Annotated in this window: 11 protein-coding genes; 8 read left to right on the forward strand and 3 right to left on the reverse strand. The window is 57.3% G+C overall.

Annotation, left to right across the window (positions count from 1 at the left end):
• Nucleotides 1-283: 283 nt before the first annotated feature.
• Both ACESTR_RS02580 and ACESTR_RS02585 read left to right on the forward strand, forming a co-directional pair.
• Nucleotides 284-925: a DUF4136 domain-containing protein gene (locus ACESTR_RS02580; RefSeq protein WP_279063724.1), complete on the forward strand. Its 642-nt coding sequence runs from the start codon at nt 284-286 to the stop codon at nt 923-925.
• Nucleotides 926-949: 24 nt separating this feature from the next.
• Nucleotides 950-1,582: an outer membrane beta-barrel protein gene (locus tag ACESTR_RS02585; RefSeq protein WP_009598337.1), complete on the forward strand. Its 633-nt coding sequence runs from the start codon at nt 950-952 to the stop codon at nt 1,580-1,582.
• Between the two features lie 153 nt (nt 1,583-1,735).
• On the opposite strand, the gene polA is transcribed toward ACESTR_RS02585, so the two are convergent.
• Both polA and ACESTR_RS02595 read right to left on the reverse strand, forming a co-directional pair.
• A complete protein-coding gene (polA, locus tag ACESTR_RS02590; RefSeq protein WP_302268533.1) occupies nt 1,736-4,612 on the reverse strand; it encodes a DNA polymerase I in 2,877 nt (958 codons plus the stop codon).
• A 96-nt stretch (nt 4,613-4,708) separates the two neighbouring features.
• Nucleotides 4,709-5,161, reverse strand: a complete 453-nt coding sequence (locus ACESTR_RS02595) for a 6-pyruvoyl trahydropterin synthase family protein (RefSeq protein WP_278714413.1) — start codon at nt 5,159-5,161, stop codon at nt 4,709-4,711.
• Between the two features lie 425 nt (nt 5,162-5,586).
• Here ACESTR_RS02595 and ACESTR_RS02600 point away from each other — a divergent pair, with 425 nt between their 5' ends.
• From ACESTR_RS02600 to ACESTR_RS02610, 3 genes are all read left to right on the forward strand, one after another.
• On the forward strand, nt 5,587-5,970 hold the full coding sequence (locus ACESTR_RS02600; protein ID WP_254654384.1) for an InlB B-repeat-containing protein: 384 nt from the start codon (nt 5,587-5,589) through the stop codon (nt 5,968-5,970).
• A 116-nt stretch (nt 5,971-6,086) separates the two neighbouring features.
• Nucleotides 6,087-7,721, forward strand: coding sequence for a leucine-rich repeat domain-containing protein (locus ACESTR_RS02605; protein WP_279066112.1), 1,635 nt, complete (start codon nt 6,087-6,089; stop codon nt 7,719-7,721).
• 218 nt (nt 7,722-7,939) lie between these two features.
• Nucleotides 7,940-8,929, forward strand: coding sequence for an AraC family transcriptional regulator (locus ACESTR_RS02610; protein WP_014775353.1), 990 nt, complete (start codon nt 7,940-7,942; stop codon nt 8,927-8,929).
• A 116-nt stretch (nt 8,930-9,045) separates the two neighbouring features.
• Here ACESTR_RS02610 and sppA read toward each other — a convergent pair whose 3' ends face one another.
• Nucleotides 9,046-10,824 (reverse strand): signal peptide peptidase SppA, encoded by a 1,779-nt coding sequence (gene sppA / locus ACESTR_RS02615; protein WP_130062893.1) that lies wholly within the window; start codon nt 10,822-10,824, stop codon nt 9,046-9,048.
• A gap of 176 nt (nt 10,825-11,000) precedes the next feature.
• On the opposite strand from sppA, the gene ACESTR_RS02620 reads away from it, so the two are divergent.
• From ACESTR_RS02620 to ACESTR_RS02630, 3 genes are all read left to right on the forward strand, one after another.
• The gene (locus ACESTR_RS02620) at nt 11,001-12,053 is read left to right on the forward strand and encodes an Mrp/NBP35 family ATP-binding protein (RefSeq protein ID WP_009598444.1); all 1,053 of its coding nucleotides are present in this window, start codon (nt 11,001-11,003) and stop codon (nt 12,051-12,053) included.
• A 377-nt stretch (nt 12,054-12,430) separates the two neighbouring features.
• Nucleotides 12,431-13,372, forward strand: a complete 942-nt coding sequence (gene nadA, locus ACESTR_RS02625; RefSeq protein ID WP_276807309.1) for a quinolinate synthase NadA — start codon at nt 12,431-12,433, stop codon at nt 13,370-13,372.
• Between the two features lie 9 nt (nt 13,373-13,381).
• Nucleotides 13,382-15,496, forward strand: a complete 2,115-nt coding sequence (locus ACESTR_RS02630; protein ID WP_009598446.1) for a S46 family peptidase — start codon at nt 13,382-13,384, stop codon at nt 15,494-15,496.
• Nucleotides 15,497-15,599 lie beyond the last annotated feature (103 nt).

Genomic DNA, 15,599 nt, shown 5'->3' on the forward strand with positions numbered 1-15,599 from the left:
GAACCGCCACCGGCAGCACAGTGCGGAACCGCCCCGGCGGCGTGCAAACCGCAGATGCGTTCCGGGCGGAACACACCCCGACGAGCATCAGCGGCGGCAGGCGCCTGTCCGCTGAGAGCCAATCCGTTCAGGAAGGAAAACCGGACGGTCCGCTCTGCGCCGCCCGATTTTTCATACCGCAAATCCGCTTCTTTATAGCCCGATCGGACAACACGGCGCAAAACGGAGGTTGCGGAACGAATTTTGAACACGGTATCTGACAGCAAACTAAAAATTCAAAATCATGACCGTGAAAAAATTACGCTACCTTGCATTCGCACTCACAGCAGTTGCGTTTTGCGCGTGCCAGAAAGAGCCCTCGACATCGAGTCTCCACAAAGATTATCTGGTCTACACCGCTCACGACACCGACGTCGATTTCGCCGCCTTCGACACCTACTACATTCCCGACAGCATCCTGCTGATCGGCTCCGCCGACAAGACGGAATACTGGAAAGACGCCAATGCGCTGGAGATCGTCAATACCGTCGTAGGACGCATGAACGCCGCAGGCTACACCCGTACCGACGACAAAGATGCGGCCAATCTCGGCCTGCAGCTCAGCTACGTGCAGAAAGTGACCTATTTCGTGGGTTACGACTATCCCTACTGGTGGTGGTACTATCCCTATTACTGGACGCCCGGTTACTGGGGCGACTGGGCCGGCTGGCACTATCCCTACAGCGTTTACTACGGATATACGGCCGGTTCGCTACTCGTGGAGATGATGAATCTCGAAGCCGATCAAGAGAGCGGCAAGAAGCTGCCCGTGATCTGGGACAGCTTTATCGGCGGGCTGCTGACCTCGTCGGAGGAGCTGAACCAGCAGCGCACGGTGGACGCCGTGCAACAGGCTTTCGATCAGTCGCCTTATCTGAAAAAATAATTTAACCGCAAAACACGTCCGATTATGAAAACATCGAAATATCAGGTTCTCAAAACCATCGCACTCTGTGTCGTGCTGCTCGCAGCCGCGCGTACGGGCAAGGCGCAGATTTTCCCTAACTCCTACATCAACGTCGACTGGCAGGTAGGCGTGCCGCTGGGCAGCGCCTATGCCGACAAGGCGTCGGGATGGGGCATGAACTTCGAAGGCGGCTACTTCATCACGCCGTCGGTCTCCGTAGGTCCCTTCATCTCCTACCAGACCAACCTTTCGAGCATTCCGCGCCAGACGCTCGATCTGGGCGACGGCTCGGCCCTGACCGTCAATCAGAAACACGGCTCGTTCCAGCTGCCGTTCGGCGTCACGGGACGCTACACATGGCTTCCGGACAGCGTATTCCAGCCCTATGCGGGTCTGAAGCTGGGCGCCAACTATGCAGAATTCTCGTCCTACTACTACGTAATCAAGCAGTACACCGACACATGGGGATTCTACCTCTCGCCCGAAATCGGCGTTAGCATCTTCCCGCGTCCGGACTACCGCTTCGGTTTCCACGTGGCGCTCTACTACAGCTACGCCACCAACAGCGGCGATATCCTGACCTATTCGGTAAACAACCTCAACAACTTCGGCATACGCGTCGGTATATCGTTCTGACGCCTCCGGAACACGACGCGAGCAGGCCGGACCCGACGGGTCCGGCCTGTCGTTTTGGGGGAGAGACGCATAAAGAGATACGACATAAAAATCCCCCTTTGGAAAGGGGGATTTTCGATATAAGCGCGCAAAACGCATCGTCAGATATTCCGATCAATGCGCTTCGAGCCAGTTGCCACCCACGCCGTAATCCACCACCAGACGGACTTTGAGCGCGGCGGCGGACTCCATGGCTTCGGTAACGATGGCCACGACGCGCTCCTGCTCGGAGCGGAGCATATCGACGACCAGTTCGTCATGCACCTGCAGGATCACCTTCGAGCGGATGCCTTCGGCGGCGAAACGGCGGTGTACGTTGATCATGGCGATCTTCATGATGTCGGCCGCAGAACCCTGAATCGGAGCGTTCACGGCGTTTCGCTCGGCAAGGCCGCGGGCGATGGCATTGTGCGAAGCGATGTCGTTGAGGTAGCGGCGCCGGCCGAAAATCGTCGAGACGAAGCCCTCTTCCTTGGCCTTGGCAACCACCTTGTCCATATACTCCTGCACCTTGGGGTAGGATGCGAAATAGCCGTCGATAATCTCTTTGGCCTCCTTGCGGGGAATCTCCAGCCGCTGGCTCAGGCCGAAGGCCGAAATGCCGTAGATGATGCCGAAATTGGCGGTCTTGGCGCGGCGGCGCTCCTCGGAAGTCACTTCGCCGAGGGTTTTGTTGAACAGTTTGGCGGCCGTCGCGGCGTGGATGTCCTCGCCGTGGGCAAAAGCCGCGATCAACGATTCGTCGCCCGAAAGGTGCGCCATCAGCCGCAGTTCGACCTGACTGTAGTCGGCCGAGAGCAGCAGATGCTCCTCGTCGGAGGGGATGAACGTCCTGCGGATACGGCGGCCCATCTCTTCGCGCACGGGGATATTCTGCAGGTTGGGATTCGTGGACGAAAGGCGTCCCGTAGCGGTAACAGCCTGATTGAAAGAGGTGTGTATGCGTCCCGTGCGGCGATTGACCAGCTGGGGCAGCGCCTCGACATAGGTAGAGAGGAGTTTCTTGACACCCCGGTATTCGAGGATCAGATCGACGATGCGGTGTTTGTGCGCAAACGACTGCAGGTAATCCTCGTCGGTGCAGAACTGCTTGGTTTTGGTCATCTTGGGCTTCTCGGCGATGCGCATTTTGCCGAACAGCACCTCGCCCAGCTGACGCGCCGAGTTGATGTTGAGCTGCGATTCGCCGGCCTCCTCGCGGATCGCGGCCTCCAGCTCGGCCAGCCGGCGGCTCAGCTCCACGGAATAGACGGCCAGCGCCTCGGAGTCGATCCGCACGCCCGCCATCTCGATATCGGCCAGCACGGCGATCATCGGCTCCTCGATTTCGAAATAGAGGTGCTGCAGGCCAAGCTCTTCGATCTGCGGATAGAGCGCATGCTTGAGCCGCAGCGTGACGTCGGCATCCTCGGCGGCGTACTCCTTGACCCGCTCGACGTTCACCAGATCCATCGTCAGCTGCTTGGAGCCTTTGCCGATCAGGGTTTCGATCTCGATCGGCTTGTAGTTGAGGTATTTCTCCGCAAGGGCGTTCATGTTGTGGCGCGATTCGGGATCGAGCAGGTAGTGCAGGATCATCGTATCGTACTTGCGGCCCCGGATTTCGAGTCCCAGCTGCCGCAGGACCATCAGGTCGAACTTGATATTCTGGCCGATCTTGGCGATCCGGTCGTTTTCGAAAAGCGGCCGCACGATTTCGGCGTATTCCGCCGTATTCTCCTCCTTGAAAGGAATGTACCACGCTTCGAAAGGCTTCACGGCCAGCGACATGCCGACGATGCGGTCGTTGAAGATGTCGAATCCCGTCGTCTCGGTGTCGAAGCAGAACTCTTCGTATTTCCCGACTTCGTCCACCACTTCGCGCAGCTGCGCGGCGTCCTCCACGAGTCTGTAGTCGTGAGGCGTGGTCTGCGCCGTCTTGAACTGCATCGCTTCGGCTTCGGCCTGCAATTCGGCGGCGGGAACGTCCGACGCCGCAGGCATCTCCACGACCGGGTCGCCGAAGAGGTTGCCCTGACCGACCAGCGCGGCCCGTTTCGCGGCCGCCGACTTGGCGCGGGCCATCTCGGCCAGCTGCGTCTGCGCCTCCTGCCGGGGACCTTCGGGCAGGGTTTCGGGAGGGGCGAGGTTCGTCAGGTCGTTCATAAACGCCTTGAAATCCAGTTCTGCGAAAACGGCCTTGAGTTCGTCGATATGGGGATCGCAGACCGTAAGGTCCTCAGGCCGGAAGGGAATCGGCACGTCGAGACAGATCGTGGTCAGGTGCTTGGCGAGACGCAGTTTATCGCCCCACGCGGCGATTTTCTCGCCCTGCTTGCCCTTGATCTTCGACACGTTGTCGAGGATGTTCTCCACCGTTCCCCACTCCTGCACCAGTTTGCAGGCGCTCTTCTCGCCGATGCCCGGCACGCCGGGAATGTTGTCCGAAGCGTCGCCCCACAGCGCGAGGATGTCGCGCACAAGGACCGGATCGTCGATGCCGTACTTCTCGCGGATCGAATCGCGGTCCACGATCTCGATGCTTCCGTCCGCGCCTTTCTGCTTGTAAATCTTACAGTTGTCGCGCACCAGCTGGCCGTAGTCCTTGTCGGGGGTCACCATGAAGACCTCGTAACCGGCTTCGACGCCCTTCTGCGACAGAGTGCCGATCACGTCGTCGGCCTCGTAGCCTTCGACCTCCAGAATCGGAATGCACATCGCCTCCAGCACCCGTTTCACATAAGGAACCGAAAGCAGGATGTCTTCGGGAGTCTCGGCGCGGTTGGCCTTGTACTCCGGAAAAACCTCGCGGCGGAAACTGCCGCCCTTGGGGTCGAACGCCACGCCCAGCAGGTCGGGCCGTTCGCGTTTCTGAATGTCGCGCAGGAACTTGACGAAGCCGAACACCACCGAGGTGTTCATGCCCGCGCGGTTGCGCATCGGACGGCCCAGAAAAGCATAGTAATACTTGAAGATCAACGCATAGGCGTCAACGAGAAAAAGTTTTTTCATATATAAGAAGTCGCGTCAATAATAGTTTCGCATGGATGACGCCGCACGGCCCGGACGGAGCGAAGCGCATACGGCATGTGTTCCGAATGAGACACCTTACCGGTTATCTTCGGCAAACCACTCGGCGAACGAAGTCGCGGTTTCATGCAGGCGGAGCGAATGCAGCTCCACGCCCTCCGGCAGTCGGCGCGAAATGCGGCGGGCGAAATCGCCGAGCATATTCTCGCAGGTCGGCTGGTAGTCCACCGTGACGATATTGCCGAAACGTTCGGTGAGCATGGCCCGCAGCGACGCGTTGCACGGCGTCTGACGCAGGACGAGGGAGTGGTCGAAGTGCGACACGATCTCTTCGTTGACGATGCGCTTCAACACCCCGAAATCCATCACCATCCCGCATTTAGGGTCTCCTTCGCCGGCCACAGGCCGTCCCTTGACGGTCACGAAAAGCCGGTAGGAGTGGCCGTGAATCTCACGGCAGGGCCCGTCGTATCCGTCCAAAGCGTGCGCCGCCTCGAAGGAGAACTCTTTTGTCAATCTGATCACTGTCATATGCGCAAAGATATTCATTAAATGCGAAAGGCGGAAAGGATTTCTGATTTTTCAGCGTCCCGCGTCCGCTTCTCCGCCCCCGGACGGAGTAAATCGCAACGGCAGAAGGGTGTTTCCGGCGTTCGCCGGAACGCCGTATCGGGTCGCGCCGTGCCGGACCGATTTTCGGCCGAAACATGCGGTAACAAATTTACACTTTCAGAAATTATTATTACATTGCAACAATAAAACACTAATAACGAGAAAGATACACCACAGCCCGAACGAACAATCACGCGCTATTTCTCCATAAAAAGTACGATATTTTTACCAAATACGGTTTTTTAATAACAAATCGAAAGTACATTATCATTCGGGCACTATGTCATCTCGAACACCATCAACAATATTTTATCCCTATTTTTTAACTAAAAACCCCTTATGCTATGAAATTTTGGAAATCCGCGCTTCTCTACGCAGCGACGGTTTGCACACTGACGGCCACCTCTTGTTCCGATGAGACGAAAGAGCCGAAACTGTACACGACTGCCGTAACCGACGACGGCAACGGCACGGCCGAAGCCAACCCCGCGTCGGCCATTCCCGGCGAAACGGTAACCCTGACGGCAACGCCCGCCGAGAACTTCTTCTTCCTGAAATGGACGGTCCTCAGCGGCGGTATCGAACTGGAAAATCCGACGGAAAACCCGACGACGTTCACCCTGCCGGAGGGAGGGGGAATATCGAAATCAGAGCCGAATTCACCGATCTGCTTTCGCTTGCAGCCTCCGAAATCATCGCGTATGACGCAGAGAAAGCGGCCACGGTAACCAGACTGTCCGTCAGCGGCGACCTGACGGACGAGGTAACCGCCGCGATCTTCGACAAATTCCAGAATCTTCTCTTCCTCTAACTCACCGACGCCAAAGCCATTCCCGACAATTTCATGTACGATGCCGGCTCACGCGCACCGAAACAGACCAAACTCGAAGAGCTGAATGCACCGGAGGTAACGTCGGTAGGCGTAAATGCGTTTCGCAACAGCGTCCTCACCGCCGTCAACAATTCATCGCTCCGCACCGTTCACCTTCCCAAGGTGCAGACCATCGGCGAACGGACATTCAGCGACCTGTGGACGCTCGAAGAGGCAGGCAGCGCCTTCTTCTACTGCGGAGGTCCGACGAGCATCTCGCTGCCCAAACTCAAGACGGCCGGAGAGTCGTGTTTCGCCTATTCGACCAAACTGACGCAAATCGACATCCCCAACGTGGAAAAGCTGGAGAAGATGGCCATGTACGCCTGCAACGGCCTGCTGAGCTTCAGCGGAGAAAAAGTCGAGTCCGTCGGCGCCCAGTGCTTCGAAAGATGTTACGCCCTCAAGGAGGTTTCGTTCCCCGCGGCCACGGCTTTCGGAAGCGGCTGCTTCATCGACTGCGAATCGCTGACAAAGGTCAATTTTCCCCTGTGCACCGCCATCAGCGACAAGATGTTCTTCATCGCGCAGGCCTCCGTCTGCACCTCGACGCTCAAGACGATCGACCTGTCCAATATCACGACCATCGGTACGAGCGCATTCGAAGGATGCAAGGCGCTCGAAGACGTGGTGGACTTTTCCAAAGTCACGACTGTGGGCGAACGTGCCTTCCGCGAATGTATCACGCTCAAGAACGTGGATCTCTCCAATGTCACGACAACGGGCGATTACGCCTTCTTCAGGTGCTGGGGTTTCACGGGCGAGCTGAACATGCCGAAGCTGACCGCACCCGGCAAATACCTCTTCCGCGAATGCAAGAATATCACCAAGGTGAGCGCTCCGGTATTGGAGAACATGTCCTTATATATGTTCGCCGAATGTACCGCTCTTGCGGACATAGATATGCCCGTACTCAAGAAGGTGGAAAACTTCTCTTTCAACAAATGCGAAGGTTTGACGAAAGTGGATATGCCCACGGTCGAGACCGTGGTCGCCGGAGCGTTCAGCAATTGTGTAAATATCGCGACGGTCAATCTCCCCAACGTGAAAAGCATCGGTGGAACCGTCTTCAACAACTGCTCGCTCATCACCTCCATTTCTCTTCCGGCGCTTCAGACCTTCACCGGCGGAGCATTCAGCGGAATGACCGGCCTGACGAGTTATGACGTTCCTCTTTTGGCCACGCTCGAAACGGTCCCCTCGTCGCTGTTCCAGAACTGCAAGAGCCTGACGGCAATCGACCTGCCCGCCGCAAAAGAGCTGGGTATGAATGCCATTCGCGGGTGCGACGCTCTGGAGAGCATCTCGCTTCCCAATGTCGAGAAGGTCGGAAACTTCTGTTTCGCCGAAAACCCGAAGCTCAAGGAGGTCGATCTTCCCAAAGCCACCTCGCTCGGAACCAAGGCTTTCGACAAATGCACCGCCCTGACGACCCTGAAGCTGGGTGCGACGACGGCCATCACGCTGGCCACCGACACATTCACCTCGGCCGACGTTCCCGCCGCCTGCAACCTGTTCCTCAACGCTGCGGGCGTGGAATACCCGACCGCCGCCGGGCAGCAATGGAAAAACCTCACTTGGAAATCCATCGCCTCCTACATCCCCTGAGCAGGGGCGGCGTCAGCACGCCGGAGCGCTGTTCCCATGTCTTAGAAAACAGCCGCCGCGCGTACCGGCAAACAATTATCCGATAATCTGCAACGAACCCGTCTCCGAACATGGAGACGGGTTCGTCGTATTTTATTTTCGCCTTCCGGCAGATTAAATCACACGGGGTTTGCGTTTTATATCCGATTAATTCGTATATTTGTTAAAAGTCCCGACATATGAAATATGTTTTAAAAGACCTTGCGCCACGGCCTGAAAAAGACTTGTTCATCACGCAGTACTGGTCCGACAAACAGTCGGATCCGCCGCTGCATTTCCACGAGGACTACATGCTGAGCCTGACCCTGAACGTCAGGGGCACACGCATCACGGGCCGTACGGCCGACGACTTCACCGAAAAGGACCTGATCATCATCTTTCCGGGCGTTCCGCACTGCTACACGCGCGACGAAGCCTATGCCGACATCGACTGCGAAGCCGTGGCTGTGCAGTTCAGCCGCGACATGCCCAACTGGCAGCTTTTCGAAACCGAGTACCTGCAACCCATTCAGAAGATGCTGAGCCTGCCCGTCGCAGGTCTTCATTTCTCCGAAATGGTGGTGGACCGGGTCCGCGAACGGCTGCTGCAGCTGCCCGGACTGCGGGGATTCGAGTCGGTGGCGCTCTTTCTGGACATACTCAACGACCTCGCCACGGCGGGACCGGACGAAATGCACATTATCGGAACGACGGATTACAAGACGCAGGCCGACGGCAACGAACGCATCAAGAAAATCCTGCAGTTCGTGGAAAACAACTACCACAACAAAATCACGCTCGAAGACATCGGCGCCGAAGTGGGCATGTCCCCTTCGTCGGTATGCCGCTATTTCAAGAAGAACACCTGCCAGAATCTCTGGACCTATATCAACGGGTTTCGCATCGTGCGCGCCGCGCAGATGATCGTGGAGACCGACGCTCCGATTTCGGAAATCAGCACCCGGTGCGGATTCCACAACATCTCGAATTTCAACCACGCCTTCCGCGAGCGCATCGGCTCAGCGCCGGGCGAATACCGGCGCAAATTCGGCTCGACGGTGATTTCACCCGACCGGAAGCAGGTCGAGGAGATAGGCCGCAAACTCGACGATTTACGCAACGGCGGGAGTTTGTCCGAGGGGGGGGGAAATCCGCCCTCCGGGACCTCTTCGGAAAACGGGGAGAGGTAATCTGAACCCGCTTTCCCGGTCAAAATAGAAAGCGGGCCCCGCACGGGGGCCGCTTTTCGTATCGGCTTGCGGGACAGCGTCCGCGCAGGTTCAGTCCATCGGTTTGCGGTGCGGTCTCAACGCAGCTCCAGCTTATAGGGGTAGTACATGACGACTCCCTGCTGTTTGGTAGCCTCCTGCACCTGCTTGTACTCCTTCATCAGCAGTCCCAGTTCCGAACGGGTCATGGCCTCGCGGACGCTGATGTTGAGCGACGCGATGAAGGCGGCGAATCCCGTCGGCTCCTCGATCACCTCGGTCACCCGGTAGCTGTCGCCCAGACCGGCCTTGTCCACGGCGATGGCGATGGCCGTTTTCAGACCTCCGTAGGTGTCGATCAGACCGATGCCGAGCGCATCTTCGCCCGACCAGACGCGGCCCCCGGCGATGTCGAGCACCTTCTCGACCGGCAGGTTGCGCCCTTCGGCTACATGGGTCGTGAAGGTCTCATAGACCTTGTCCACGCCGCGCATGATCGAAGCCCGTTCGGCGGCGGTCAGCGGCGAGGTCGCCCCCATACCGGCCGAGGTGTTGCTCTTCACGGCGTCGAACGTGATTCCCAGCTTGTTTTTAAAGGCGTCGATGGTGTTGAGGTACATGCCGAAGACACCGATCGAACCCGTAAGGGTCAGTTTGTCGGCCACGATGACGTCGGCGGGACACGAAATGTAATAACCTCCGCTGGCGGCATAGGAGCCCATCGAAACGACCACCGGTTTCTCGGCTTTCAGCAGCTCCATTTCGCGCCAGATGACGTCCGAAGCCAGTGCACTGCCGCCGGGGGAGTTCACGCGCAGCACCACGGCCTTGACCTTCTCGTCGTCGCGCACGCCGGCCAGCGTCGCAGCCAGCGTATTGCCGTAAATCTCCTTTCCGAAGCCTTCGCCGTCGACGATCGCGCCGTCGGCATAGACGACGGCCACCTGATCGGCCGAGATGTTTTTGAGGTCGGCGCCTACCTGCGAAGCGTATTCGCCCAGCGTGATGAAATTATACTCTCCGTCGGAATCGGACGCTACGCCCAGTTCGGCGAATATGTCCTTCATCTGGTCCTCGTAGATCAGGCTGTCCACGAAGCCGTGTTCGAGGGCATCCTCAGGCAGCGAAACCTCCAGTTTGTCGGTGATGCGGTTCAGCTCCTTCAGGTCGATGCCGCGGGCTTCGGCGACCGAGCCGGCGATGGTGTTCCACATCGAATTCACGAGCGCCTGCATCTGCTCGCGGTTGGCGTCCGACATTTTGGGAAGGATATACGGCTCGACGGCGCTCTTGTATTTGCAGGCCGTGGGGCGGAAGACTTCGGCCTTGATGTCGAGTTTGTCGAGCAGGCCCTTGTAGAACATCAGGTTGAACGCGAGACCCGACCAGTCCATGGCGCCTTCGGGCTGCATGTAGATTTTGTCGGCCGCCGAAGCGAGGTAATATTTCCCCTGCGAATAGGTCTCGTCGTAAGCGACGACGAATTTGCCGCTCTGCTTGAAATCGACGACCGCTTCGCGCAGCTCTTCCAGCAGGGCCGCGCCCATCACGCCGCCGTTGCCGTTCATCCGCAGGTAAATGCCCTTGATGCGGCTGTCGTCCTTGGCGGCTTCGAGCGCGCGCAGAGCCTTCATCAGCGGAAGCTGGCGCGTGGAGCGCAGCGTGGCGAAGTCGATCCCGGCGAAGGGATCGCTCGACGGAGCGTCGGTCAGCACATCCGAAAAGTCGATCTTGAGGATCGACTCCGCATGCACGGCCACCGTCTTCTCCATCGAGCCGGCTATGCCCAGCAGAATGAATATCCAGAGAAAAAACACCAGAAACGACCCCACGACGAAGGCGAGGATAGCAGCCAGAAAAGTCTTGATAAAATTCATAACGTATCGTTTATTGTTTGTCCTGTTTCGTTCCGAGTCCGGATTTCCTTTGCAAATATAAGGAAATTTTACGAAAAACAAATAAAATTTATCGTTTTTCGATAAAATAATAGGCCCTGCTATATTTATTCTGCAAAATATACGTTATCTTTGCGATTGTAGTCACAACACGAATCATGGAAGAAAAAATCAGACATCTGCTGACGTCCGTCGTCCATCCCGAAACGGGACAGGACATCGTCGGCAGCGGCTTTATCGAGCATATCGCCTCCGGAGCCGGCAAGATCACCGTCGTACTCCGTTTCGCCAAGGCCCGCGACCCATTCGCGGTGAAAATCAAAAACCAAGCCGAGGAGATTCTCCGGCGTGAATTCCCGCAGCAAAACGTCATGGTCGTCATCAAGGAGGGCGGCGCCGCGCCGCGGCCCGAACCCAAGCTCAAGACGACCACCGGCGGCATCGCCAAAGTGATCGCCGTGGCATCGGGCAAAGGCGGGGTAGGAAAGTCCACCGTGACGGCCAACCTCGCCGTCGCACTGCGCAACATGGGTTACCGCGTCGGAATTCTCGACGCCGATATTTACGGTCCCTCGCAGCCCAAGATGTTCGGCGTGGAGGGGTACCTGCCCGATGCGGTGCAGGAGGAGGGAACGGACCGCATCGTTCCGGCCGAGTCGATGGACATACGCCTCATGTCGATCGGATTCTTCATCAAACCGACCGACGCCCTTTTGTGGCGCGGCGCCATGGCGGTCAGCGCCCTCAAGCAGATGATCCACCAGACCAAATGGGGAACGCTCGATTTCCTGCTCGCGGACCTGCCCCCCGGAACGGGCGACGTACACCTCTCTATTATAGGCGAACTGAAAATCGACGCCGCGGTGATCGTCTCGACGCCCCAGCAGGTGGCGGTCGCCGACGTGGTGCGCGGTGTGGAGATGTTCCGCAACGAAAACGTGAACATCCCGGTAGCGGGCGTGATAGAAAACATGGCGTGGTTCACGCCCGAAGAACTGCCCGAAAACCGGTACTATATCTTCGGGAAAGGCGGCGCGCGCCGTTACGCCGAAGAGAACGGCGTGGATTTTCTGGGCGAAATACCCATCGTACAGTCCATCATGGAGGGTTCCGACGAGGGACGCCCTGCGGCGGGGATCGATCCGAGGGTCGAAAAATGGTACCGCGAAATCGCCGAAAAGACTGTCGAAAAGGTGATGAAATCGTGTTAGAAACCCTGTTGATAACCGGCGATAAATAATGAAAACTTCCAGCCCCGAAGAGTTGCAATTCCCAAAACGGGAAGGGTATATACAAGTTTTCGCCGAAACCAAAAAAAGTTTTGCCGAATTATAGTCAGCGGCCGACTCCCAAAAGAACAACGGAATGTTCACAAAAAAGGGCTGTCGAAATGTTGAAAACAGTTGTGAACAATTGTCGATTATTATTTTTATGGATTGATAATCAAATTATTGAAATAAAAACGGAAGAAAAAGAAGAGGAGAAAATGTTGAGAGAAAAATCGCGGGGGAACTTGTGAACAGTATCAACAGCTATTATTTCTATTCTTATATCTTTATTTAAAATTAATAAATAGTAAAAATAAAAAATGAAGGTCAATAACTCCGCGGAGATCCGCCGCCGGATCGACGAACTCAAGCGCCGCAAGCGCGCCGTCATACTGGCCCATTACTACACCACGCCCGAAGTGCAGGAGGCGGCCGACTTTCTGGGCGACTCGCTGGCCCTCTCGGTCAAGGCGCAGTCGGTAGACGCCGACATCATCCTGTTCGCCGGCGTGCACTTCATGGCCGAGACCGCCAAGGTGCTCTGCCCCGACAAGAAGGTGCTGATTCCCTGCCCCGAAGCGGGATGTTCGCTGGCCGAGTCGTGCGATGAGAAGGATTTTGCGGTCTTCAAGGCGAAATATCCCGGCCATACGGTCGTTTCGTACGTCAATACCACGGTCGGCGTCAAGGCCCTGACCGATATCTGCTGCACTTCGTCCAATGCGCTGAAGGTCGTGCAGTCGATTCCGGCCGACCGACCGATCATCTTCGCGCCCGACCGCAATCTGGGAGGGTATATCAAAAAGCTGACGGGACGCGAGAATATCGTGTTGTGGGACGGCGCATGTCATGTGCACGAGGAATTTTCGCTGGAGAAGCTGCTGCAGCTCAAAAAGGAGCATCCGGCCGCCAAGGTCGTCGTGCATCCCGAATGCCGGGCCTATATCGTCGAAGTGGCCGACTTCGTAGGGTCCACGGCGGCGATCCTCGACTACTGCGGCCGCAGCGGCGCCGACGAGTTCATCGTGGTGACCGAATCGGGCATCCTCGCCGAGATGAAGAAGCGTTACCCCGGCAAGACGTTTATACCGGCACCCCCCGACGACGAGACCTGCGGATGCAACAACTGCAAGTACATGAAGATGGTGACGCTCGAAAACATCTGCGCGTGTCTCGAAAACGAATCGCCCGAAATCGTGCTCGATGAAGAGGTGCGACGCAGGGCCGAGCGTTCGATCCTGAACATGATAAATATCAAATAACAATCCTGTATGAAGAAACTCTTTTTACTGATCGCCGCGGCGTGCGCCTCTTTGACCGCTGCGGCCGACGAGGGAATGTGGCTGCTGCCCTACCTTCAGAAAATGAATATCAAGGAGATGAAGGCCCGCGGGTGCAAACTTTCGGCTGAGGAGATTTACAGCGTCAACAAATCCTCGCTCAAGGACGCCATCGTGATCTTCGGTCCCGGATGTACGGGCGAGATCGTTTCGGCCGACGGCCTGCTGTTTACCAACCACCACTGCGGCTACGGTTCGATTCAGGCGCTGTCGTCCGTCGAACACGACTACCTGAAAAACGGTTTCTGGGCCATGTCGCGCGAAGAGGAGATCCCGGCTCCGGGACTCAAGGTGCGTTTTATCCGCAAGATTTCGGACGTCACTTCCGACATTCTGGGATATGTGCCCGACGTGGCTTCGGGCGAAGAGCGGGCGCGCATCGTGGCCGAACATGCTGCGGCCGTGCGCAGCCGCATTGCTCAGGACAATCCCGGCATGGAGGTGCTGGTGAAGGATTTCTTCGGCGGAAACCAGTTTTTCGCCTTCGTGATCGAGGTTTTCAGCGACGTGCGTCTGGTGGGAACTCCCCCCACTTCGATCGGCAAGTTCGGCGGAGACACCGACAACTGGATGTGGCCGCGTCATACGGGCGATTTCTCGGTCTTTCGCGTCTATGCCGGACCCGACAACAAGCCGGCCGATTACGCGCCCGAAAACCGCCCTTACAAGGCCGACAAGTTTCTGAAGGTTTCGGTGGACGGATACAAGGAGGGAGATTTCGCGATGATCATGGGTTTCCCCGGTTCGACGTCGCGTTACATGACTTCGTTCGAGATCGACCGCATGCTGGATATCGAGAATCCGCAGCGCATCTTCATCCGCGGCGAGCGTCAGGCTATTCTCAAGGAGGATATGGCCGCAAGCGATAAGGTGCGGATTCAGTACGCTTCGAAATACGCCCAGTCGTCGAACTACTGGAAGAATTCGATCGGCATGTCGCGCGGCATCCGCAAACTGAACGTCAAGGCGCAGAAAGAGGCGCAGGAGGCGGCTTTCCGGAAATGGGCCGAAGCCAATACGCTGCCGACCGAAGGCTATATGGATGCGCTGGACCGCATCCGCGAAGCGGTGGAAGGCAACGCTTCCGCTTTTGCGGCCGAGCAGGTGCTCAGGGAGGCGCTTTACCGTGCCGTGGAGATTCTGACGCCGGCGCGTTCGTTCCTCGCCGTGGAGAAGATCACCGACCCGGCGCGTTCGAAGGAGGCCATGAGGGCCTTCTACAAGGATTACAACCCGGCGACGGACCGACGTGTAGCCAAGCGCATGATGCAGATCGTCAAGGAGAAATGCGGAGACCTTCCGACGGTGTTCGCCGAAGTGATCGACAAGCGGTTCGGCGGCGATACGGATGCTTATGTCGATTATCTGTACGATAACTCGATTTTTGCCACCGAGGAAGGCACGCTGGCCTTCGTGGATGATTTTTCGGTGGAAAAACGCGATGCCGATCCGGCGGTCGTATTCGTGCGTTCGCTCGATGCGAAACTGCTCGAACTGGCGGATGCCCAGCGGGAGAATAACCGCAGGTTCAAGGACGGGCACCGTCTCTACATCGCCGGTCTGATGCGTATGCAGCCCGACAAGGCGTGGGCTTCGGATGCGAACTTTACGATCCGCCTGACTTACGGCCGCGTTCTGCCCTACGATCCGGCGGACGGTATTCGCTACAACTATTATACGACGCTCAAGGGCGTGATGGAGAAGGAAGATCCCAAGAATCCTACGGAGTTTACGGTTCCCGACAAGCTCAAGGAGCTGTACGCCGCGAAGGATTTCGGGCGGTATGCCAACGCCGAGGGCGAACTTCCGGTAGCTTTCTTGGCCGACTGCGATATTACGGGCGGCAATTCGGGTTCGCCGGTGATGAACGCCAAGGGCGAGCTGATCGGTCTGGCGTTCGACGGCAACTGGGAAGCGATGTCGGGCGACGTGGCTTTCGAGCCGCAGCTGCAGCGCACGATCGCCGTGGATGTCCGCTACGTGCTCTTCGTCATCGACAAGTTCGCCGGCGCGAAATGGCTGATCGACGAGTTGTCGATCGACTGATCGGTGCGGAATCGACCGTTGAACCGGGGCCTGATTTCAGGTTCCGGTTTTTGTTTCTTACCATCTGTAAACAAATAATGGCGCTTTGCTTTTTTTTAGCCTA

The sequence above is a fragment of the Alistipes sp. DJF_B185 genome (assembly GCF_964250025.1).
Classification (GTDB): Bacteria; Bacteroidota; Bacteroidia; order Bacteroidales; family Rikenellaceae; genus Alistipes; species Alistipes finegoldii.

What these genes read in the sequence shown, in the direction of transcription:
- ACESTR_RS02580 (WP_279063724.1), top strand. Translation starts at nt 284, where the DNA reads ATGACCGTGAAAAAATTACGCTACCTTGCATTCGCACTCACAGCAGTT.
- ACESTR_RS02585 (WP_009598337.1), top strand. Translation starts at nt 950, where the DNA reads ATGAAAACATCGAAATATCAGGTTCTCAAAACCATCGCACTCTGTGTC.
- polA (WP_302268533.1), bottom strand. Translation starts at nt 4,612, where the DNA reads ATGAAAAAACTTTTTCTCGTTGACGCCTATGCGTTGATCTTCAAGTAT.
- ACESTR_RS02595 (WP_278714413.1), bottom strand. Translation starts at nt 5,161, where the DNA reads ATGACAGTGATCAGATTGACAAAAGAGTTCTCCTTCGAGGCGGCGCAC.
- ACESTR_RS02600 (WP_254654384.1), top strand. Translation starts at nt 5,587, where the DNA reads ATGAAATTTTGGAAATCCGCGCTTCTCTACGCAGCGACGGTTTGCACA.
- ACESTR_RS02605 (WP_279066112.1), top strand. Translation starts at nt 6,087, where the DNA reads ATGTACGATGCCGGCTCACGCGCACCGAAACAGACCAAACTCGAAGAG.
- ACESTR_RS02610 (WP_014775353.1), top strand. Translation starts at nt 7,940, where the DNA reads ATGAAATATGTTTTAAAAGACCTTGCGCCACGGCCTGAAAAAGACTTG.
- sppA (WP_130062893.1), bottom strand. Translation starts at nt 10,824, where the DNA reads ATGAATTTTATCAAGACTTTTCTGGCTGCTATCCTCGCCTTCGTCGTG.
- ACESTR_RS02620 (WP_009598444.1), top strand. Translation starts at nt 11,001, where the DNA reads ATGGAAGAAAAAATCAGACATCTGCTGACGTCCGTCGTCCATCCCGAA.
- nadA (WP_276807309.1), top strand. Translation starts at nt 12,431, where the DNA reads ATGAAGGTCAATAACTCCGCGGAGATCCGCCGCCGGATCGACGAACTC.
- ACESTR_RS02630 (WP_009598446.1), top strand. Translation starts at nt 13,382, where the DNA reads ATGAAGAAACTCTTTTTACTGATCGCCGCGGCGTGCGCCTCTTTGACC.